The sequence below is a fragment of the Pollutibacter soli genome, from assembly GCA_029269725.1.
Lineage (GTDB): Bacteria > Bacteroidota > Bacteroidia > Chitinophagales > Chitinophagaceae > Pollutibacter > Pollutibacter soli.
Genome location: JARJHS010000016.1, coordinates 21,128 through 44,483, shown reverse-complemented (window position 1 = coordinate 44,483; position 23,356 = coordinate 21,128). Strand labels below are relative to the sequence as shown.

Sequence of the window (23,356 nt, the reverse complement as noted above, 5' to 3'; positions counted from 1 at the left end):
TTCGTGGACGACAGTTTCCATTCAGCGTCATCATATCACAACATGATAAATGCGCGTACCCTGGGCAATGCCTTCTTTCTCACAGCATTTGCCTGCATACCCGGTTTTGAAACATTCCATCGATGTTGTCTTGCTGTATTTCTTAAAATCTTTTTCGGATACAAAAGATTTGTCTACCAGCCTCATTGAAGCATCACCTTCGATTTTTTTATCCCCCGCAGTCAGCATATGGAACGTCTGCCCGCCATAATTAAAATGCCCATCATTTCCCACCGCTAAACCATCAAACCTGCCTTTCAATGTAAGTCCTGCAATGGCAAAACCAGCATCTTCCACTTTCTTGCGTATAAGGTCGGGATCAACATCAGCAGATGGCTTTACAACCAGTACAAATGTTGAGGTATTGAGATCAGTTTCGATTTTGTCAACAAAAGACAATGTCTCAAGATTTTTAAAGATTGATTTCGCGCACATCGCGCAGGTAAGGCCACTGGCCTGAACGTGCACTTCTGAAAATTGCGCTTTTGCAACAATGCCGGATATCAGCATTAATGCTATTACAATTAATTTTTTCATGGAAATATGTTGAAGTGATCCCGACGACAAAGTCGTCGGGAAAAAAAGATTCAGAGCTGATTAGCTTTTAGCACAACCTTTTGCTTTGCAGGCAGCTTCGTCCTTGCAGCATTCTTTGTCTTTAGTGCATTTGCCATCTTTGCAACAATCGCTGCAATCCATCGACGTTGCTGATTTCAGTTGCGCGTTATCTGTAGCAACAGTATCTGCTTTGCGATCATACTGGCAGCATGAATGCAATTTGTTGTAAGCATCATCAGGAGCAGTAAAATCCTGTGTGTCGTAACCCGCAGCTGCTACAGCTTTCTGAATGTCCTGGTTTTTAGATTTTTTGCTTTTGTACGAAACAGTGAGCATATGTGTTTCTGTGCTCCAGTTTGCTGAATCCGCGCCTGCAGATTTTGCTGCTGTTTCGATGGTTTTCTTGCACATGCCACAGTTACCCCAAACCTTAATGCTGTCGGTAGTCACTTTCTTTTGTGCTATTGCAGAGAGAGAAAAAAATAAAACTATAGTAAGACTGAAAAATTTAAACTGCGATTTCATTGTAAAAAAGTTTAAAAATGATGGATAAATAAAACAGAACATCTGCGGTAAAAAATACCGGTTAACTAATGCTGATTATTTATCAAATCCTGAAAACGCAGTTGCGCACATGGAGGGGAACATTCGATCCTTCAGGTGGACCATGAATACCGTAAACAGTACCCGAAGAAGCAATGACTGTTTCGGTATTGCCAGTAGCGATGAGGTCCGGGAGAATAACGGGTGCTTTTACAAAGTCAATGGTTTGCTGAACAAAGGAATGACTGTCGGCGAGTTTAACCACTTTTACTTCGTCCCTGCAGCAACCCTCTTTTGCTTTCATTCCGCAGGTATCACAATCATTCCCTGATTCGTCATGCCCGAAAACAACTTCGGCGATCTTTCCCATGCAATAATGGGTGTTGACGATCACACCGCTGCTGATAGCGAGGTAGACTGTAGCCAGGAATATGACAAGGACTTTTTTCATGCCGATTCAGCAAAAATAATCGAAATTTTTAAAAGAGTTTAGTGTTTATAGTTAAAACAGGCAGAAGTAAGGAGCAAGCAGACAGAAGAAACTGCCGGCTTCGTCCGGTGATAAAACGTTAGAATTGAATAAAGATTGACCCAAATTTCAGTTGTTTTCTTCTCTCCCCGCAATTTACCTTTAGAGTTCTGGTTACATGCCTGGGACTGCCGACTGCTCACTTCTTCTCCCGCCTGCTCACCTGCCTGCCGGCAAGCAGGCTCCCGCCTCCTGCCTAATTAACAAAATCCCAAAAGAATCCCAACCTGAAAACCAACCCTGGATAAGAATACAGATCCGCCGCAAGGTTACTGTCCTTGAAACCAAAGCCATACTTAAAGCTTAGTGTATTTAAGTTCTCCAGTCTGGCGAACGTAGCGAGCTTCATGATCTTGAAATTGACATACAGCGCGATATCCGGCCTGACCGAAATCGATTGCTGATCCTGGAAGAAAAACTGGCCGAGTACAGGTGAATAATTATCGGCCTTATATGGAGTGTTGTAACGAAGATCAACTCCGGTGGAAAGATTCAGGTTCTTAAATAATTTTCCTTCGTACGCAAAACGCTGACGGGTGAAAATGAGCGGCAGATTAACCGGCGCATTACCTGCTTTTGTTTGTACATAGATATCTGCATACCATCGCCATGACCTTCCGATCCGAAACACCTTATTTGCGCCGATCCTCAAAAAATTGAATATCGATGAAGCCTGTTTTACATCGTTGAAGTTTTCCAAATAAGTATAGTTGCTGACGAGATAGTAATATCCGGTCAACTGCATCTGCAACCGTGGTACTTCCAGGATACCTGAAAACTTCGTGATATTTTCCCTGTTCAGTCCGGGCGCTAATTGTACAGGAAAACCGGTTTGGCGCTCGTATAAATAAGATGGCGTTCTGTTTACATTATTAAACCCCAGTTCGATGTAACCGATCTTCGGGCTGATCATTCGCTTAAGCCTGGCGGCAACTTCAAAATCACCGGTATATCTTCCGCCTGCAAAAAAACTTCCGTTGAGCAGCATATCCCATTTTCGGTTACGCGTTCGGTTACGGTACTCTCCATGCAGTTGCATAGTGGAAAATTTATCAGAACTGCCATCAGCGAAATTTCCCCTGATATTCTGAAGGGTCACCCCCACCTTGATGAATTGCAATGGATTTCTTGAATCCGGAAACTGGATCACCGAAAAATCATTGGTCATCTCCTTCCAGTTGTCCGTGAAATTTATGGTATCCGGAATCGGCGTAAAATAATTGTCGTAATTCTTTTGAAAGAACTGACTGTCAAGACTGCCCTGCACATCCAGGAACTTATACTGGTACTTATTGAAGCCAAAATTATACTCCAGTCGAAGTTTAGGCAGGAAGAACCGATGAACCGTCGAATCAGTAACAATGGAGTCTTTTATTCCAAAATCATAATGCTGACGCAGGAAAATTTTTGTGTCCGAATATTTATTTCCTGTACGCAGTGCGACATTAAAAAAGTTTCTCGTAGTGAAAACGCTGTCGGCAATATTGGTCGGAATATTAAAGCGATCATTATAAGCCGGGTTCTGGTTAACAAGGAAAGTATCACTCGTGATTCCACCATTTTCTGAAGACTGAAGGCTGTTATTCAGAATTATTAAATAAACGGAATAACGCTGGTCGTTGGTCTGATAATCCGTATTGAATCTGAAACTCCGGTGATTGGTATTCTGCGAATTAAAACTTCCCGGTGAATTCACGAGCCTGAACTGCCCGACAAAATTCCAGTTGGGCATAATGTTCTGCGTATGCAGAATACCGATCTGTTGTTCTGCCTTGGATCCGATCAGATAATTCAGTTCTGTGTAAGGCCGCGTCGTATTCATAAAGCGGGTATCCGCAATCGTATACGCGAATGGATCAAATGCATGAAACCCCGCATCCCAACCGGGTTTCATAATGGGTGAGAAGAGAAAATTCCGGATGGCATTACCATTGTTACCCAGGTAAATATATTCCGGCTTCAAAGGGATACGCCTGTAAAAATCGCTGATTGATGAATCAAGCAAATAATATCTCGCCGTATCCAGATACCTGTATTGCACAGTGATCGTATCTGCTTTGAAATCGCGTTTTTCAAACTGAAGAGAATCGCCTCCACCGCCACTACGACCACCACCAAAACGCGGCATACCCCGGATCGGCACCTGTGCAAGCGCGTAATTACTGCTTAACAGCATTAAAATGAAAACAATTTTTAATGGCAGAAATTTTATCATGCAGTTATTACGCGGATACGGTTGGATGTTAATTTTATCTGATCTGTACGAAATTCCTCTATTGTTTATGTAATTCTTTTCATTAACCCTCCAGACAATCAAAATTAGCCACCTCACAAAACCAATCACTTAAATAATTCATAAATCAGCAAACGGCGATCAGCCTGGTCAGGATGGAAGAAAGTAACGGTTCAGCAGCAACTGCCGCCTCCAGCACTTCCTGGTGAGTGATGGTGTTGTCCTCCTCTCGTATACCCAGGTCCGTTATGACACTTATCGCAAACACTTTTAAACCCATGTGACAGGCAGCAATCACTTCCTGCACAGTACTCATCCCCACCGCATCCGCACCGAGTATTTTTATCATTTTATATTCAGCCCTGGTTTCAAAGGTCGGACCGGTAACGCCAAAGTATACGCCATATTTGATTCTGATTTTTTGTTCCTCCGCAATGGCCGCAGCTTTTTGAATAAGGTCGCGGGAATATGGCTGACTCATGTCCGGGAAACGCGGTCCCAGTTCTTCAATATTCCTGCCCAGTAACGGATTTACAATCGCCATACTGATATGATCCGTGATGATCATCAGCTCCCCCACTTTGAATTCCGGATTAACACCACCTGCTGCATTTGACACCAACAAAGTTTCAATCCCCAGGGCTTTCATTACCCTGATCGGAAAAACCACTTCCGTTGGCGTATATCCTTCATAATAATGAAAGCGACCCGCCATCGCCACCACCCTTTTTCCGCCGACAGATCCAAAAATCAGTTTTCCCTGGTGCCCAACTACGGTAGCTACCGGAAAATGCGGAATTTCCTCGTATGGGATGGAGATATCAACAAATAGCTCTTTGCTGAAATTTCCCAGTCCGCTGCCAAGCACAATGCCGACATCGGGCTGGTGTGCGTACCTGGTTTTTATAAAATCCACTGCTGCGCCGATCTGCTCAGGGATGGTCATGGTATTAATTGAGGCGCAAATATAGGCAGGAGGCAGGAGAATGGAGGCAGGGAACGTTTTACGTTCAACGTTTTACGTTCTAACGTACCGTCTACCCTCTTACAAGCCTGTAGTCTGTATCCTGTATCCTTGAATTCGGCCTTCGCAGTTCGCACTTCGTCCTTCTTCCGTTATCTTCGCAAAAATTTTTTCAATCATGAATCTTCACGAATACCAGGCTAAGGAATTACTAAAAAAATACAATGTACCGGTTCAGGAAGGATTTGCATGCAGTACCATCCATGAAGCGGAAGAAGCTTACCGCCAGATTAAAAACCAGTTCGGTAGCAGTTTCGCGGTGGTGAAAGCCCAGATTCATGCAGGTGGTCGCGGAAAAGGTACCATAAAAGAAACCGGTATCAACGGCGTGAAAGTGGCCAAAAACCTGGAAGAAGTGATTGATTTTTCAAAGAAGATACTTGGTGGAACGCTAGTAACCATCCAGACCGGGCCTGCTGGGAAAGTCGTTAATAAAGTTCTGATCACACAGGACATGTACTATGATGGACCTTCACCAAGAAAAGAATTTTATCTGTCTATCCTGCTGGATCGAAGTAAAGGACAGAATGTGATTATGTACAGCACCGAAGGTGGAATGAATATTGAAGATGTTGCACACGATACACCTGAAAAAATATTCAAAGAGTGGGTTAGCCCTTCAGGCGGATTGCTTCCTTTCCAGGCAAGAAAAATTGCATTCAACCTTGGTCTTAGCGGCGAAGCATTTAAGAACCTGGTGAAATTTGTTACCAATCTTTACAATGCATATGTCGGACTGGATTGTGCGATGCTTGAAATCAACCCGCTGTTCAAGGCCGCTGATGATAAAATCATTGCAGTTGACTGTAAGATGAATCTTGATGATAATGCGCTTACACGTCATGCTGATCTTTCTTCATTGCGTGATATCAGCGAAGAAGATCCTACCGAAGTTGAAGCAGGGAAATATAATCTGAATTTTGTGAAGCTGGATGGTAATGTGGGTTGTATGGTTAATGGTGCTGGTCTGGCGATGGCAACGATGGATATGATCAAACTCAGTGGTGGTGAACCGGCTAACTTCCTGGATGTGGGCGGTACTGCAAATGCACAGACAGTAGAAGCAGGATTCAAGATCATTATGAAAGATCCGAATGTAAAAGCTATCCTGATCAACATCTTTGGTGGTATTGTACGTTGCGATCGCGTAGCCGCGGGCGTTATTGAAGCATATAAAAATCTTGGAAACATAAATATCCCCATCATCGTTCGTTTGCAGGGAACAAATGCTGCCGAAGCGAAAAAACTGATCGATGAAAGCGGATTGAAAGTACAGAGCGCGATTTTGCTGAGCGAAGCTGCGGACCTGGTGAAGAAAGCAGTCGCATAACAGGTTAGAAGTGAGAAATGAGAGGTAAGAAGTGCTGCGATTGGAATGAGGTGGATTATATGATCATTCTTACCCTAATAAATTGTAGAGCCAAGGTATGTCTTGGCTCTTTTTGTAAATACGAAGGACGAATTGCGAATGCCGAAGTGCTGCGATTGCAATGAGGTGGATTAAATGATCATGCTTACACCCGGATAAATTTGTAGAGACAAGGCATGCCTTGTCTCGGGCACAATGAGATAAGAAATTAAAAGACCTGTCAGATTCAACCCTGACAGGTCTTTTTGTTATATTGAATTCAGAAAGCATCCATATGAAAAAGATCTTTATCGGGATTACGGTGTTTCTAATATTTCTTCTTGGTTCGATCCTATCTGTTGCACAGCAGAAAAGCAAAACACCGCTTCGGCTGGGCGTTGCAGGTATATCCCACGGTCACTCGGGATGGATTTTTGATTGGAAAGGAAGAGAACAGCCCTTGAATGTTGTAGGTGTTTATGAACCTGATACTGCTCTCGCAGGAAAATTTATCCGAAGGTACAAACTTGATCCCCAACTCTTTTTTACCAACCTCAATGATATGCTGGAAAAAACAAAGCCCGAAGCGGTCGTGGCTTTTGGATCGATACATGCGCATCTTGCAGCAGTGGAAGCCTGTGCTCCGCGTGGCATACACGTGATGGTGGAGAAACCGCTCGCAGTGAGTAATGAACATGCAGAAAAAATGCAGGCGCTCGCGAAAAAACACAAAGTCTATTTATTGACGAATTATGAAACTTCCTGGTATCCTTCAACAGAAAAAACCTACCAGCTGATATACGATAGTAATTATATCGGAAAGATCAGGAAGATGGTGGTGAATGACGGACATAACGGACCAAAGGAAATCGGTGTGGGCAAAGAATTTTTTGACTGGCTGACCGATCCGGTACTTAACGGTGGCGGCGCTGTTGTAGATTTCGGTTGTTATGGTGCCAACCTGATGACCTGGCTGATGAAAGGTGAAACACCTTCCGCCGTAACGGCAATCACCAGCACTTTTAAACCACAGACCTATCCAAAAGTGGATGACGATGCCGTGATCCTCGTGCATTACTCCACGGCAAATGGCGTGATCCAGGGATCCTGGAACTGGCCTTTTGGAAGAAAGGATATGGAAGTGTATGGTGAAACAGGTTTGGTATATGCAGACAACAATACGGATATGCGCATACGAAAAGTTGGTATGCAGCAAACCCAACCATTAAAAGTGTCTGCATCAGCATTGGGTGTGTACACAGATCCTTTTGCTTATTTCACTGATGTCGTGAGGGGAGAAATAAAAGTTCCGGATTTCGGATTATACTCACTCGAGAATAATGTGCTTGTGGTGAAAATCCTTGCAGCAGCAAGGGAATCAGCTAAATCAGGAAAAACAATCAGCATCCGGTAGTTTTTCATTACCGTATTGACAAATATTTCGATCCTTGCATACCAATTAAACTGCGATGCAAACGCTGTCAACACTCAAATTTTCAAACCAGCTTCTTCCTTCAGATATAGCTGGAGTGTCTGAGCTTCATCGTAAGATTTATACAACGGAATATGGATATGGTGAATCGTTTATGGAATATGTCGACACAACGCTTGATGAATTCTATTCCCGATACGATCCATTAAAAGATAAAGTCTGGCTTTGCAAAAGCGAGGAAGAATTGCTGGGTTTTCTTTTACTCCTGCATCACGATGATCAACTGGTTCAGCTCAGGTATTTTGTTTTATCTCCTCAATTGCGTGGCCGCGGTATCGGAAATAAATGGATGAATGAATTTCTGGATTGTATGCGTGAAAGAAATTATACCCGTGCATTTTTGTACACTTCATCAGAATTACCCGCGGCAGCACACCTTTATAAAAAAGCCGGCTTTGTACTTACAGAATCTATCCCATCGGAAAGATTTGGGAAACCTGTTGTGGAGCAGAGGTATGAATTGGTAAGTGAGTTGAGTTTAAAGTTGTAAGTGGTAAGTTATAAGTTATCGTTCGCGAATGAAGGATTTATAGGTTTCCGCGATATCAAATGAATTTATGATTGCTTTAATTTCAGAGACAAGGCATGCCTTGCCTCTGCAATTAAATCTGTTACACCAGACAATTACTAAATTCACCCGCAAAAGCCGGCAGTTCCTTTTGCCTGCTGCCCGGCTGTTCCTGTTGCCTATTGCCTGCTCACTATTGCCTAAAAATCCCTACTTTGCCTTCCCTAAAATTTCTCTCATGAGCAGCTCAATATTCACCGACGTTGATCAATATATACATGAACTTTTTATTCCTGAAGATGAGGCGCTGAATAAAACGATGAATTCGATCAGTGAAACAGGAATTCCTTCCATCAGTGTTTCCTATACGCAGGGAAAGATGTTGTTTCTGCTGGCGAAAATGTCGAAGCCAAAAAGAATTCTGGAGATCGGAACACTCGCAGGCTTCAGTACGATCTGGCTCGCAAGAGCTCTGCCATCAGATGGCGTGTTGGTCACACTGGAGTTGGAACAGCAACATGCAGATATCGCATTAAAAAATATTGAGAACGCAGGACTTTCGGACAAAGTACAGATCCTGGTTGGTCCAGCCGGAGAGTCGCTCGATCAGATGATCAAAGGCAAAACAGAACCCTTCGACTTTATTTTTATTGATGCCGACAAACCCCCATACGCAGAGTATTTCAAACAGTCATTGAAGCTGTCAAAACCAGGTACCGTGATTGTTGCAGATAATGTCGTGCGTGAAGGTCGCATTCTTGATAAAGCAACTACTGATGAAGATGCAGCAGGCATTGCACGATTCAATAAATTGATTTCAGAAACACCTGAAGTAGATGCTAGTATTCTGCAAACCGTTGGAGAAAAAATGCACGACGGAATTGCTATTGCCATTGTGAAATAGTATGAACCGTATCGACAGACTTTTTGGTATCCTGGTTTTACTTCAGTCGAAAAAATTTGTTCCGGCAGAAAAGATCTCGGAAAAATTTAAGATCAGTATACGTACAGTGTATCGTGATGTGAAAGCATTGTGCGAATCCGGCATTCCCATCAGTTTTGAACAGTATAGGGGTTACTTCATTGTACAGGGATATTTTCTGCCACCGGTTTCATTTACCATGGAAGAAGCCAGCGCTTTTCTATTGATGGAGAAGATGGTTCCTGGTTTCGCTGATAAATCCATTCAGAAAAACTACGCATCCGCATTAAACAAAGTAAAAGCGGTTATGCGTTCACAGGAGAAGGACCAACTGGAAAGCCTGACCGATAAAATCAAAATGCAGGTACCAGACAGACTGCATTACGAAGTGGAATACATGACCGCATTACAATCTGCCATCTCTGGCAAATGCGTCGTCGAAATACAATACACGAACAATAAAGAAGAAGTCAGCATTCGCCGCCTCGAACCGTTAGGATTGATTTTCTATGCATTCAGCTGGCATCTGATCGGCTGGTGCCATCTCCGCAAAGACTACCGTGATTTTAAGATCTCTAATATCCGAAGTCTACGCAATACCAGTTCCCCATTCACCAAGGATGACCATATTGATATGGATGAGTATATGAAGATGCTACCGGTGAAGTGGTAGCAGATGCAAGTAATATGTTGTAAGTTTTAGGTTATAAGTAAGCACTTTACTGTGATGAAAGCTGCATAAAAGACTTCAATCCGGATCGGGCCTGTTAATTGCCAACATACTTCACCGGATTTATTTATTGAAATTTTACAGAACTCAGTGCTGCAGGTATTATATTCTAAATGATTCTCATCTACATTTTTTTACGCTTCCGAAGTACTCTTTAAAACTTCATCCTCTTACTTATAACTTAAAACCTAAAACTTAAAACTTTTAAAAACTGACTGCCATAGGGCTGTCACCCGGCTATATTTATTTTGACTTAACAATCAAAATTTACAGCTATGTCACTCATCTCAATGTTCCTCGAAGAATTGAATCGCGAATCAGAGACCACCAGGAAAATGCTCAGCAGAATCCCAGACGACAGTTACGACTGGAAACCGCATCCTAAGAGCATGACCATCAGGCAACTCTCGACGCATATTGCTGAACTTCCAACCTGGATTACCCTGGCATTGACCACGGACGAACTGGATTTCGCAGCCAGCCCGTACGATCCGCCGATTGCAGATACCACGGCGGAGGTAATGGACCTGTTTGAAAAATCTTTGATCAACGGACGTTCCCAACTGGTGGAATCAAACGAAGCTCTATTGTCAAAAACCTGGACGATGCGGAATGGTGAAGAGATCTATGTGGAAGAACCGAAAAGTTATATGATCAGGATGTCGCTCAGCCAGATCATTCATCACCGGGCGCAACTGGGTGTATTCCTGCGTTTGCTGGATGTACCCATACCAGGCAGCTATGGCCCCAGCGCAGATGAGATGAGTATTGCTGCGGCTTAATAAGAACGGGCAGGTCTTCTGATCTGCCCGGATTTTATTTTCGGATTATTCGAGGAATTGCCAGATAAAAGCAACGGCCGTTGATTTCTCTTTGTCAATACCTCGAATTGTTCTAAAATTGGCGCTTTATGAATAGGATTTCCATTGCAGCCTTGCTGGCTTTTTTCACACTGATGATTTCCTGTTCCAAGGATCAGGGTACCGGCTCCGAACAAGCCTCGAAAAATGGGCAGGTTACCATTCATATGCTGTCCAAAACAGTGTATACTCCTGGAATGTGCCAGGTAGATCAATCAAAATCCGACGTGGATCACGCACCAATTGTCAGGAATGAAGATATCCTCGGCTATTCCGAGAGTGAGCACCAGTTTTACCTGACACTGACCTCTTTTAAAAAAATTGAGAATTACGCCGGTAACACAGGTTTTGTTGTAGCGGTGAACAGCAAGGCGGTGTACTATGGAATTTTAAAACATATGACATCCAGCTCATCCTGCGATCAATCGATTACCATGAGCCCATTAAAAGTAAATAATGAAAATATTCTCTTCGTCAACCTCGGATATCCCGGTCAGCTTCCCGGTTCTTCCATTACTGACGATCGTAACAAAACAGAATTAATCGAGGCCCTGCGCGCCCAGGGCAAACTCAGGTAATTCATCCTGAAGAAAATTCTCCCCATTCCGTGCCCGAATTCCTTCTTTTCGCTGTTTATCAGGGTAATTTATGCTGGAATTAATTTTGAACTTTGGTAAGCAACCAAATATTCACCTATGCGCAATTCCGGCAACGACCTGGCTATAAAAATTAACGGTATTGATATCAGCTATGATGACCTGGGAAAAGGTCCTTTGACTTTAATTTTCATTCACGCATTTCCGTTGAACAAATCATCGTGGAAAGTGCAGTTAGAAAAACTGTCGGAAAATTACCGTGTAATCGTTTACGATATCCGTGGCTTTGGCAATAGCAGCGACAGCGAAGAAAAAACCACGATCACCTTGATGGCAAATGATCTGTTGCTATTGCTGGAAGCGTTAGAAGTAGAAAAACCCGTTCTGTGTGGTCTTTCGATGGGAGGATATATAGCGTTGAATATGATCACACGATTCCCTGATAAATTCAAAGGGCTCATTTTGAGCGATACGCAATGTGTTGCAGATTCAGAAGAAGGAAAAAAGAAACGTTATGACAATATTGAGCTGATAAAGAATGGCGATCTTAAAAAATTTGCAGAGGCATTTGTAAAAAATGCATTCGGCAAAACTACTCATGAGAAAAATAAGGAACTGGTTGATCGCACGCTGGATCAAATTCTCAACACTAATACAACAACCATTACCAATTCCCTGGAAGCACTTGCCGAAAGAAGTGAAACCTGCACCTTTCTAAAAACCATCGTAAAGCCTACGCTGGTCATTTGCGGGGAAGAAGATGTCGTCACTCCCCCGGAGAAGTCGAAGTTTATGAATGAAAAAATTTCGGGATCAACTTTGAAAATAATTCCTGGCGCCGGTCATTTTCCCAATCTTGAGAATCCTGAAGCGTTTAATAACACACTGGCGGAGTTTTTGGATACGATCGATTAGGCAATGGCTTAGGCAATAGTAAGTAGGCAATAGGCAATAGGAGTTTATAGTATCTGGTTTGTAGTGATGAAATTCAAATTCCATTAACAAATTGCAGAAATTAAACTTGCATTAGAATTTCTGATCCATCAGGAACTTTTTCATTTATATACAGGCTATAACATTTTCCCTTCGTCAAAGCCACTGAAAAAACAAGTTGATTACTATTGATAAATCCGATGGCTCCGATCTGTTGCCTGCGCCTGTTGCCTTAGCAGTCTTTGACATTGCCAACAGCCGGCTGTTCCTATTGCCTATTGCCTACTTACTATTGCCTATTTTCGTACATTTAATGCTATTTTTAAGAATTAGCATTAACCCGATTTTAAGCTGTCGATTTGAAAAAGTTACCCTTTCTACTCCTTCTGTGCCTGGGATTTGGAACGCTGTCTGCACAAACGAAAATTGAAACAGCCTTACAAACACTGGGTGAAAAATATCCGCAGGAAAAAATTTATTTACAGTATTCAAAAGCAAGCTATGTAGCAGGCGACCAGCTTTGGTTCAAAGCCTATGTGTTTGATGGATATAACCGGAGTGCCATTTCCACGAGTCTTCATCTCGTTCTGTATAACGATAAAAAACAGGTTATCTCCCGGAAATTCATACCGCTTTTTGAAGGTGAGGGAAACGGAAATTTTGTTCTGCAGGATTCCCTTCCTGAAGGCATTTACTATATCCGCGCATATACGCAGTGGATGCTGAACTTCGACGAATCTTTCCAGTATGTACATCCCATCGAAGTTTACAATCCCGCGTCAGCGAAAAAACTTGTTGCCGATACTCTCTCTGCATGGACCGCAAAAGCATATACAGAAGGAGGAACTTTTGTAGCTGGAAACAATTCAAAAGTTGCTGTTCGTTTAACGAGTGATGGAGTGCTGCCTGCGAAATGGACGGGTTATGTCATCGATGCTGAAAAACCAACAGAAAAAATAATCAGCTTCCAATCGCTGGATAAAAATATCGGTACATTTTATATCATCCCTGAAAAAGATAAAAAATACCAGGTCGTTGTAGAGGACGACAAAAAACGAAAATCAACCATCTCACTCCCGCCAGTAACCGAAACGGGATTGACCATGCAAATCAATTCCGCAAAAGGTCTTGTACATTATGCGATAAGAAATAAGACGGCCAGCCAGGGCTTTGCGACTTGTACCATCGTTGGCACCATCAACAATATCATGGTCTACAAAGCACAGGCCCGTATCGACCAGGCCGGTGTTGCAGCTAACATCCCGACAGAAAGGTTAGTAAATGGAATTCTGCAACTGGCAGTGATAGACAGCGCGGGCCAGGTTCTTGCGAAAAGAATAAGTTTTATCGAACCAACCGAGCTGAAATTGAATGAACCTTCATTTGCACGCATCTACCTTAATCACAACGCAAGAGATTTAAATACGTTTGAGTTACTTCCCGATACCAACAGCATACATTACGAAATCCTGGTAGTTGACGGAAGCACACCAAATTTTCTTGCAGAGAATAATATTCTCACGAGCCTCTGGCTAACGGAAGATCTTAAAGAAAAAATTCATAACCCGGCAAGATATCTCGGTTATGATGGAGATGTCGCCGCTCTCGATGCTTTACTCATCACTGAACAATGGACCAGATTTAGCTGGGAAGATTTTCTTGCCGGAAAATATCCCGAAATAAAATACAAGCCCACCTCCTATCTGGGTTTCAAAGGCACGGCTTTCGGTCGTGGTAATGTCGCTGCCAATGCAGAACTCAATCTTATTCTGAAATTTTCTGATTCTTCAACACAGTTTCAACAGGTCAAAACAGACAGCAGAGGCAACTTCGAATTGACAGGTCTCGGCTTCGAGGATGCTGTCAAAATATTTTATCAACTGAACGACAAGAATGCAGGTACAAGGGACCTTAAAATAACTTTTGAACCATTAAATAACACGGCCGATTACAAATCAGCACTTCCTCCTTCCGGATTTGTGCTTGTAGCAAGAAATCCGAAGGATGTGTTGAAGCCTGATATTGCCAGAGCGGTGCAGGCAAGGGATAATTTCAAGATGAATGAGATGAAGATCAAGGAACTGGAAGAAGTAAAGATCACAGCGAAAAAGAAAAATCCGACGCAGGAGCTGAATAATAAACTGAGTACGGCCATGTTCCGGACCATGAATGAAACCGTAATTGATTTTGTGAATGAAAATCAAAGTGCCTTCGCGTACTCGAGTGTTATCCAGTACCTGCAGGGTCGCGTCGCGGGTCTGACTGTTGAAAACCGGAACGGCACTTTTGTACCTATGATCCGCGGACAACAGGCGGCAATTTATCTGAATGAAATGCTTATCGATCCGAGTGGCGCAGGGTCTATTGCAGTGTCGGATATCGCCATGGTGAAAGTGATAAAAAGTGGTTTCGTCGGTAGTTCGGCCGGTGGCGGCGGTGGAGCAGCAGTTGCGATCTACACCCGTCGCGGAGATACCCAACCGGCGAATACTGCCCCCGGTCTTACAACGACGCTTAACAATTCTATTCTTGCCGGGTACGATAAAACGGTTGTCTTCAGCACTCCTGATTATAAGGATCCGGCTATGCGCCCGATTCAGAAGGACACCAGGGATCTCCTCTATTGGGAACCTAACCAGGAGGTAGACGGTCAGAAAAACATACCCATCCGGTTTTTCAACAACGATGATGCAAAATCAATCAGGGTGATTATTATCGGATTTTCAAAAAACGACGATACACCCTTATTTTACAATGAGATTATACGGTGATTTCACCTGTTCTGTTTCCCTTTTTTATCCTTACGATTGCTAACAGATAAGCCTACCTGAGTTTTAACAATTCGGTAAAGACTTTTGGATTTGAAATAAGTAAATTTCGATAACCAGAATTTTCTCAATTCCATTCTTATGCGCTCCTTTTACAAACACCTACTACTGCTCGTACCTGTTTTATTATTGGGTATCAAAGGCATTTCCCAGAATAAAGTTGAACAGGGTTTACAAAAACTTGACAGTAGTTTTTCGCAGGAAAAAATCTACATCGAGTATAATAAAGATTTTTACGTTTCCGGGGAAACCATCTGGTTCAAAGCCATTGTGTTTGAAGGATACCAGAAAAGTTTCATCTCAACATCGTTACATGTTGAACTTTTAGATGCACAAAAACAAACAGTCGCAAAATTATTTCTGCCAGTACTCGATGGTGAAACGAACGGAAACATCGAACTGAAGGATTCACTTCCTGAATCAACTTATTATATCCGGGCATATACTGAATGGATGCTCAATTTCAACGAAGCGTTTCAATATATCCAACCTCTTCGCATTTACAATCCATCTTCAACAACTCAACTCATTCCGAATAAAACTTCTGTATGGAAAGCGGCTGCTTTTCCCGAAGCCGGTAATTTTATCCAGGGAGTAAATACAAAAGTTGCGGTTCGACTTTTTTCAGATGGAAAATTGCCGGATACCTGGACAGGTTATGTCATTGAGAAATCAAAGCCAGCGGAAAAAATAACCACTTTTGAATCACTTGATCCCAATGTTGGATTTTTCTTTTTGGCACCCGAACTGAATCAGCAATACCAGGTGGTGGTTGAGGATGGCGCTGGAAAAAGCAGTTATGTTGATCTTCCCGCTGCTGCACCATCAGGGGTGAGCATTCAACTGAACACAGGCAAAGGAATAATACATTATGCTTTACGGAGTGTAAATCCCACCGTCGCATCTGTACCATGTTTTATTGTAGGTACAGTTAACAATACTGTTGTTTATAAAGCCAATGGCGCCATTACAGCATCTGGTATCGTGGCAACCATTCCTACGAAAGATATGGAGAATGGCGTTTTTCAACTTACGGTATTCGACGCATCGAATAAAGTTTTGATTAAGCGACTTTGTTTTATTGATGCTGCAAATCTGAAAATGAAATTTCCTGCTGTAGCTTCACCTGACTTCACAGATAAAGCAAGAGCCTCTAACAGCATCAGCATTTTCCCGGACACGAGTTTCGATCATTATAGTGTGTTGATTTCAGAAGCTGGTGCAGATCCGATCACCATTGATCAAACCTACTATGGGCAGCTATGGCTGAATTCGGATTTTCCCAAGAATAAAATTTATAAACCTGAATCATTTTTTGCTTCCGGTAAAAGTCCTGCCGCGCTGGACGCATTTCTGATGACGGAAGAATGGCAGCGTTTTGAATGGGAAGATGTTGTTAATGAAAAATTCCCTTCGATTAATTTCAAACCGCTACCCTACCTCAGTTACCAGGGTACTGCCACATTGTCCAATCAACCGGCAGGTAATATGGAACTCAACCTGATTTTTAAATATGCTGATTCATCATCACAGATGCAGCTGGTACAAACTGATGACAAGGGTCAGTTTAATCTGTATGGGATGTTGTTTGAAAACTCTGTGCAGGTATATTATCAGCTGAATGATAAAAAGATCAACAAGAAGAACCTGAAAGTAAGTTTTGTTCAGCTAAACAAAACAGCACCATACAATTTACCACTGCCGGGCAGTGGTTACCAGGCATTGGCGCGGGATCGTTCAATTCCAACAGATCCTGAAGTTGCCAGGGCCATTCTCGCGCACGACAACTACAAAGTTGTTGATGAAAAAATCAAAAGTCTTGAAACCGTTCTGGTTAAGGGCAAAAAGAAAACGCCCACGGAACTTTTGAACGAGCAGTTATCAACGCCCATGTACAGGCGAAATAACGAGATTGTTTTTGATATGGTAAATGACAACAAAACAGCGGTCAACTATCAGAATATTCTGCAATATCTGCAAGGCCGCGTACCGGGTTTACAGGTAATGCGCGATGGTGCCGATTGGGTTCCGATTATACGAGGGGGAAGAGCATCGGTATATGTAGATGAAAATTTAGTCGATGTTGACATGGTAAGCGCCATACCAGTGAGTAATATTGCGATGGTAAAAGTAACCAGAGGTGTTTTTTCCGGAGCATCGGGAGCAGATGCATCTACGACAGCATCTGTGGTCCTGATTTATACACATAGAAATGGCACCAAAAGCTCCTGGATGCCAACAGCTGACGGCATGACCAATTCCACATTACCAGGATTTAATAAAATCAATGAGTTCCCCCTGGCCAACTATTCAAATCCTGCGCAACAACCCGAAGGTAAAGACACGCGGTCTGTTTTATACTGGAACCCTTTCTGGAGAAGTGAATCTGCAACGCCCGAGCCCATCAGCTTTTACAACAATGATGAGCTGAAAAAAATCCAGGTGACCATTATTGGTTTTTTGAAATCAGAGTCGGCACCAGTGTATTTTAGTCAGGTGATCCCGGATAGTAAGCAGTGAACAGCCGTTGAAAGTGTAAAGTTTAAAGTGGAAGGTTTTAAGTGGTAATTTTCAAGTTAGCCTCCGCGAGTGTTAAATGCATATAACATTGCGATCAGAGGCAAGGTTATGTTCCGGTAGGACCATTTTGTTTCCAGCCGCCCGAAGGGCGGAAATGAGGTCAAAGGTATGAGGTAAGTAATAGTTTCAATTATTGGCTGAGCGTTAGCCCGCACACATGTTAAATGCAGCTTTAACTGCGACAAGATTTATTGTATCCCTGATAAAAATGTATTTTCAATTGCCCCTGGATTCAGCCTGGGGATTATAAATTAATATTGAATTTTGGGCTTTAGCCCATATAGAAATGGCCTCCATAAAATTTTTCACACAACTGGCGATGGAACTTCCGGAAGCGGAAGAACATCCTCATTTTGAAAAAAAATCTTACCGGACGAGGAAGAAAATTTTTGCGACCCTGGATGAAATAAAACAGCGGGTAGTCGTAAAACTAAAACCTGAAGATCAATTTATTTATTGCAGGATCGATCCGACTGTAATATATCCTGTTGAAGGAAACTGGGGCATTAAAGGATGGACCATGATTGAATTGAAAAAAATAAAACAACCGCTGCTTAAAGAAATTGTTGCCCTTGCTTATAAAACAGTAAGGAGTTAGTGCCCGGTCATCAATCAAATACCGGCTTTGCAAATAGCCTGTTCCCATTACCGCCCATCAGCACTACATCCCATGGGCTGACTTTTTCATTGTTGAGTGCGCAGCCGCGGCCTGTTTCCGCGCTCCCTCCGCATTGAGGCTGTTGAATAAAGCTGGCTTTACTTAGCACCCGTATTTCCTGTAAATTAGAAGAACCATCTGCTCCAACAACCTTTCCAGATTCAAATATGAAAAGAAGAAATTTTATCCTGAACAGTATTCTCACCGGCACTGCTATTGGTTTTTTGCCTGAAGGTTTCAGTAAAAACTTTAATAAAACAAAATCCCCTGTCAGGTCAGATTTTATCCTTGAAGAAATCACCATTGATGAATTGCAAAGCAAAATGACTTCAGGAGAACTGACCTCAAGAAAGATCACTGAGTTATATCTGCAACGCATATCCGAAATCGACAAGGCCGGATACCAGCTGAATGCTGTTATTGAATTGAATCCGGATGCGTTGGCCATTGCAGATGAACTTGACCAGGAGAGAAAAGCGGGTAAGACCAGGAGCAAAATGCATGGAATTCCGGTGTTGATCAAAGACAATATCGATACTGCTGACCAAATGCAGACTACTGCCGGTTCTGTTGCACTTGCAGGTCATAAAGCGCAAAAAGATGCAGGGCTGGTTTCCCGTCTTCGGGCATCCGGTGCCGTTATATTGGGCAAAACCAATCTCAGCGAATGGGCCAACTTCCGTTCTTCCAGGTCGTCGAGTGGCTGGAGCAGCAGAGGCGGACAAACACTCAATCCTTATGTTCTCGATCGTTCCCCCTGTGGGTCGAGTTCGGGATCTGGTACGGCTGTAGCCGCAAACCTTTGTGCCGTTGCCATTGGTACGGAAACCGACGGATCTATCTCCTGCCCTTCAAGTATCAACGGAATTGTCGGCATAAAACCAACCGTAGGACTGGTAAGCCGATCCGGAATTATCCCGATTTCGAAATCGCAGGATACGGCGGGCCCCATGGCACGCACGGTAACTGATGCAGCGATACTATTGACTGCTATTGCCGGTGATGATCCCAGGGACCCGACAACATCCATCCTGAAATCAAAAAAAATTCCGGATTACACTCAATTCCTGGATGCAGACTTTCTGAAGGGAAAAAGGATCGGTTATGATCCTTCAGTAAAAAGACATGAGTTGGTTGATAAAGCGTTCAATACTGCCATCGGTCAACTGAAAACTGCAGGAGCCAAACTGGTACCTGTTGCATTTGACAAACAAAATGACAAACTCGGTGACGCAGAATACCTGGTACTTCAATATGAATTCAAAGACGGTTTAAACCATTATTTAAAAACCGCGGATGCGTCAGTTAAATCGTTGGCAGATGTTATAAAGTTTAATAATGACCATGAAGAATCTGCGATGCCCTGGTTCAGGCAGGAAATTCTGATAGCCTGCGAAGCAAAGGGCAATCTGAAATCGAAAGAATATACAGATGCCATCACGAAAATGGCAACCGGCAAAAAATTCCTGACCGATCTGATGAATAAAAATAATCTCGATGCGCTTTGTATAACCGCAAATGGCGCCAGCTGGAATATCGATCTTGTCAATGGTGATGCATTCACCGGTTATGGTGGATATTCTTTCGCGGCAAAAACCGGCTATCCTTCAGTCACAGTACCCCTGGGAATGGTAAACGGTCTCCCGGTGGGTATTTGTTTTTTCGGGAGATCACTTGATGAGGGCCGGTTGATCGGATTGGCATATGCTTATGAGCAGATTTCGAAAAACCGGAAGAAGCCGGAATTTGTGAAGACGATCAGGTATAGTTCATAGTTTTTCGTTCAACTTTTTTCGTTCATCATTTTTCGTTTGGTTTTTTTGTAGAGTCAAAGCATCCTTGTCTCTGCAAAATAACCGACTTTGCATAGAGCAATTTCTTCCCTGCACAATCTCAAACAGCTGGCAAATGATCGGCTCTCCTGGAATTATTGACTGCTGTTCACATTATATATTATGATAAAAAAAACGGAAAGCCAGCTCTACGATCTCGGCAGTTTTCGTAAACAGTACTCTATTCGAGTATATCTGTTACCGGATGCCTGCTGCCTTAAACCAAACTGATTGCGTTCAATTAAACGCTCTGCACCGATCTGCTTCCCGCGGCCTTATAAACGATCAACAGGCTGTTCCTGACAACCGACAACCGACAACTTTTCTGAACCGAACTTTTTTGACTTTAATCAATTCCCTCCCAATAATTCTTTCTTATTTTAGAATCACAACTCAACCCGATGCCTGGGACTAAACTCAGTAGAAACCTTATCCATATAATTTCCCGTTTCAGCAACTGGACGCCGGTTGAGATCAACAACGCGTTCAGGGATAATGAAATTCGCGCAACAGCATCCAGCTGGAGAAAATTTCTCGAATACTTTTTATCGGCGTTGGGAATAGGATTATTTACTGCAGGCGTATTTTTCTTTTTTGCCTACAACTGGCAGGATATGAAGCCCTTCCAGAAATTCGGCATCCTGATCTTATTAATCATTGCGGGTATCATCCCGGTATTTCTTAAACGCACCACGCCATTGGTTAAACGAATCTGCCTGACGGCAACAGCATTGCTTGTCGGGACACTATGGGCCGTATTTGGACAGGTTTACCAGACCGGTGCAGATACTTATGATTATTTTCTTGTCTGGTTGATATGTATTGCTGTATGGACCCTCGCATCGTCCTTCCCTCCGCTCTGGCTCGTCGGAGTTTTCCTGATTAATCTCACAGTTTATTTTTATTTCATACAGGACAGCCGCATATGGAAAGATGGAGCGCAGCTAAATATTCTTTTCATCGTTAACATATACATCTGCATTCTAACGGAGTGGCTCAGTCGCAGGAAAATAATAGCACTAAAGCCCCCATGGTTTATACACCTGGTATTATCCGGTGCCTTGTACTTTCTGACCGTAGCTATCATATCAGGGATTTATAGTACACCAGGGATGCATGCTGTAATTTCTCTTGTGTTTGGACTTGTTTTTTTTCCATTGATTTTCGCGTGGAGCATATTTGAAAAATCGATATTTCCACTTGCAATTATGGGATTTGCCCTGATCTGCATTTTGTCAGCGTGGATATTTAAATCATTTAACGGATCTGCTGCTGTTTTTTTGTTTGTGAGCTTGTTTTTTGTCGCCGGCATAACAGCTCTCATCATCAAACTAGTTCAGTTACATAAAAAATGGAACATTGAAACCTGATCAGTTAACAGCATATTTATCGAATCTTCGGGCAACAGAAAGACAGGATCTTTTTGTCAATGAAACCGAAATTGTTGCAGCCAATAACCAGATTCAATCTGCATACTCACAGATCATCATTAAAGTGCTGTCTATTCTCGGCGGAATTCTTGGCTCTTCGTTTCTATTCGGGTTCCTGGCCATGATTAATATTTTCGAATCCGATGCTGCATGTGTTGTGATCGGCCTGGTTTCGGTAGCAGCAAGCCTCGTCATTGGCAGATTGGTAGATAACCTTGTGCTGGATACAGCGATCATCTGTTTCTTCATCTTTGGTACTTTTTTGCTTGGCCTGGGCCTTTACCAGATGCTGGATAAAGAGATCATCTGGATATATTGCATTTTCTTTTGTGGTCTTTCAGCAATTATTTTTTCTGATCGCTTCGTTCCGGTTTTCCTGGGAACATTATTCAGTCTCGGAGCTTTCATTGGCTACTTCGCAGTCAATAACTGGAATGACCTTCTTGAGTTCCCGTTGATACTCATTGAAGCAGGTCTGGTATGGCTTACTGTAAACGAGCCAGACATACTTGCCTCAGGAAAAAAACTGAATTCGATGCTCAAGCCATTACAGGCGGGCTTTTTTATCACATTTGTCGGCTGTCTTTATTTCCTGCACCAGTATCCATACTATAACACAAGGGTTGGAACAGGCACGCAATGGATTGCATCTGTCGCCATCTGGTTGGCCATCGGCTTTACTGCGTACAATTTAATGTTTGAGATTGGAGTAAAGTTTCGCAACATAATGATCGTAATGGCTTTTCTTGCGCTCATCGCCGTACCGCTGTTTTTTGCAAGCTATGTTTCCGGAGCGTTGTTACTCATACTTCTTTGTTTTCATTATGGTTTGATCACTGAACTGGTCATCAGCCTGGTGTTCCTGTTGTATGGACTATCTCGTTATTATTACGATCTCCGTTTAACTCTGCTTGTCAAATCTGGTATTCTATGTTTGTCAGGAATTGTCATAAGCCTGTTATGGCTGTTTATCCGTTCACAAAAAATAACCGATGAAAAAGCGTAACCTCTTTTTGATCGCGATCAACCTGGTACTGGTTCTTGCCTTTTTTGCATGGAGTGTATATCAGAAAGAGCAAACTTTAAAAAACGGTAAAATTGTTTTACTTGAGCTCGCACCTGTTGATCCCAGGTCTCTTTTCCAGGGCGACTATATGCGCCTGGATTATGCAATCAGCAGGTCACAAAATCACGATTCTATTCCTGTTAAGGGCTATTTTGTAATAGTACCTGATTCAAATGGTGTTGCAAAAAAGATCAGGGTTCAGGAAAAACCGGAACCGTTGGCAGAAGGAGAACTTCCCTTACGCTATACCGTTGTTAAAGACATGTTCGTAAAGGTTGGAGCCGACAGCTATTTTTTCCAGGAAGGACTAGCGGACTACGACAGCGCAAGGTATGGAGGCTTAAAAGTCGATAAAAATGGAGAGGGCATACTCATTGGCTTGTATGACAATAAATTCTCATTGATCAGGCCCGCCCGTTGATTGTCAATCAAATCCTTTACAGTCAAAATCACAGAAAGTTCTTTGCCGGTTCAATTGCAGTTTTCTATAAGCTGTCATTAGTGTTACGAAACTGCCGAAAAGGGCAAACTTTTCTGCATCGGAATCGCTGTGAATTGCATTTTAAATCACCTATATTTACAAACGCTGTATCAGCATCGCGTTCTGTCTATCCGTTGCCGGTGAAAGCCTCCCGATTTACTTCCAC

General features: G+C 42.7%; 20 protein-coding genes. 15 read left to right on the top strand and 5 right to left on the bottom strand.

All coding sequences use genetic code 11. The annotated features are described in order from the left end of the window. Positions 1-30: 30 nt before the first annotated feature. The 5 genes from P2W82_RS24515 to P2W82_RS24495 form a co-directional block, all read right to left on the bottom strand. Positions 31-576 (bottom strand): heavy-metal-associated domain-containing protein, encoded by a 546-nt coding sequence (locus tag P2W82_RS24515; RefSeq protein ID WP_336518608.1) that lies wholly within the window; start codon positions 574-576, stop codon positions 31-33. A gap of 60 nt (positions 577-636) precedes the next feature. After that, positions 637-1,122 (bottom strand): heavy-metal-associated domain-containing protein, encoded by a 486-nt coding sequence (locus P2W82_RS24510; RefSeq protein ID WP_336518607.1) that lies wholly within the window; start codon positions 1,120-1,122, stop codon positions 637-639. Positions 1,123-1,204: 82 nt separating this feature from the next. Further along, on the bottom strand, positions 1,205-1,591 hold the full coding sequence (locus P2W82_RS24505) for an HYC_CC_PP family protein (protein WP_336518606.1): 387 nt from the start codon (positions 1,589-1,591) through the stop codon (positions 1,205-1,207). 274 nt (positions 1,592-1,865) lie between these two features. Beyond that, on the bottom strand, positions 1,866-3,884 hold the full coding sequence (locus P2W82_RS24500; RefSeq protein WP_336518605.1) for a putative porin: 2,019 nt from the start codon (positions 3,882-3,884) through the stop codon (positions 1,866-1,868). Between the two features lie 145 nt (positions 3,885-4,029). Further along, entirely contained in the window at positions 4,030-4,848 is an 819-nt protein-coding gene (locus P2W82_RS24495) for a purine-nucleoside phosphorylase (RefSeq protein WP_336518604.1), read from the bottom strand. A 196-nt stretch (positions 4,849-5,044) separates the two neighbouring features. On the opposite strand from P2W82_RS24495, the gene sucC reads away from it, so the two are divergent. The 15 genes from sucC to P2W82_RS24420 all read left to right on the top strand — a co-directional run bounded on the left by sucC (position 5,045) and on the right by P2W82_RS24420 (position 23,130). Then, positions 5,045-6,256 (top strand): ADP-forming succinate--CoA ligase subunit beta, encoded by a 1,212-nt coding sequence (gene sucC / locus P2W82_RS24490; RefSeq protein ID WP_336518603.1) that lies wholly within the window; start codon positions 5,045-5,047, stop codon positions 6,254-6,256. 313 nt (positions 6,257-6,569) lie between these two features. After that, positions 6,570-7,688 (top strand): Gfo/Idh/MocA family protein, encoded by a 1,119-nt coding sequence (locus P2W82_RS24485; RefSeq protein WP_336518602.1) that lies wholly within the window; start codon positions 6,570-6,572, stop codon positions 7,686-7,688. Between the two features lie 55 nt (positions 7,689-7,743). Further along, positions 7,744-8,256, top strand: a complete 513-nt coding sequence (locus tag P2W82_RS24480) for a GNAT family N-acetyltransferase (RefSeq protein WP_336518601.1) — start codon at positions 7,744-7,746, stop codon at positions 8,254-8,256. A 256-nt stretch (positions 8,257-8,512) separates the two neighbouring features. Continuing rightward, a complete protein-coding gene (locus tag P2W82_RS24475) occupies positions 8,513-9,178 on the top strand; it encodes an O-methyltransferase (RefSeq protein WP_336518600.1) in 666 nt (221 codons plus the stop codon). A gap of 1 nt (position 9,179) precedes the next feature. Further along, positions 9,180-9,869: a helix-turn-helix transcriptional regulator gene (locus tag P2W82_RS24470; RefSeq protein WP_336518599.1), complete on the top strand. Its 690-nt coding sequence runs from the start codon at positions 9,180-9,182 to the stop codon at positions 9,867-9,869. Between the two features lie 332 nt (positions 9,870-10,201). Beyond that, complete coding sequence (locus P2W82_RS24465) at positions 10,202-10,708, top strand: DinB family protein (protein ID WP_336518598.1); 507 nt, start codon at positions 10,202-10,204, stop codon at positions 10,706-10,708. A 128-nt stretch (positions 10,709-10,836) separates the two neighbouring features. Beyond that, a complete protein-coding gene (locus P2W82_RS24460; protein WP_336518597.1) occupies positions 10,837-11,364 on the top strand; it encodes a hypothetical protein in 528 nt (175 codons plus the stop codon). A gap of 117 nt (positions 11,365-11,481) precedes the next feature. Then, complete coding sequence (locus P2W82_RS24455) at positions 11,482-12,297, top strand: alpha/beta fold hydrolase (protein ID WP_336518596.1); 816 nt, start codon at positions 11,482-11,484, stop codon at positions 12,295-12,297. Between the two features lie 377 nt (positions 12,298-12,674). Further along, positions 12,675-15,086: a hypothetical protein gene (locus P2W82_RS24450; protein ID WP_336518595.1), complete on the top strand. Its 2,412-nt coding sequence runs from the start codon at positions 12,675-12,677 to the stop codon at positions 15,084-15,086. Positions 15,087-15,224: 138 nt separating this feature from the next. Then, on the top strand, positions 15,225-17,663 hold the full coding sequence (locus tag P2W82_RS24445) for a hypothetical protein (RefSeq protein WP_336518594.1): 2,439 nt from the start codon (positions 15,225-15,227) through the stop codon (positions 17,661-17,663). 346 nt (positions 17,664-18,009) lie between these two features. After that, on the top strand, positions 18,010-18,321 hold the full coding sequence (locus P2W82_RS24440; protein WP_336518593.1) for an MmcQ/YjbR family DNA-binding protein: 312 nt from the start codon (positions 18,010-18,012) through the stop codon (positions 18,319-18,321). A gap of 227 nt (positions 18,322-18,548) precedes the next feature. Beyond that, positions 18,549-20,156, top strand: a complete 1,608-nt coding sequence (locus tag P2W82_RS24435) for an amidase (RefSeq protein WP_336518592.1) — start codon at positions 18,549-18,551, stop codon at positions 20,154-20,156. A 458-nt stretch (positions 20,157-20,614) separates the two neighbouring features. Further along, the gene (locus P2W82_RS24430; RefSeq protein WP_336518591.1) at positions 20,615-21,583 is read left to right on the top strand and encodes a DUF2157 domain-containing protein; all 969 of its coding nucleotides are present in this window, start codon (positions 20,615-20,617) and stop codon (positions 21,581-21,583) included. After that, positions 21,573-22,649, top strand: coding sequence for a DUF4401 domain-containing protein (locus P2W82_RS24425; protein ID WP_336518590.1), 1,077 nt, complete (start codon positions 21,573-21,575; stop codon positions 22,647-22,649). The genes P2W82_RS24430 and P2W82_RS24425 overlap by 11 nt, the downstream gene beginning before the upstream one ends. Next, a complete protein-coding gene (locus P2W82_RS24420) occupies positions 22,636-23,130 on the top strand; it encodes a GDYXXLXY domain-containing protein (RefSeq protein ID WP_336518589.1) in 495 nt (164 codons plus the stop codon). Before P2W82_RS24425 ends, P2W82_RS24420 begins: the two co-directional genes overlap by 14 nt. The last annotated feature ends 226 nt before the right edge of the window (positions 23,131-23,356 follow it).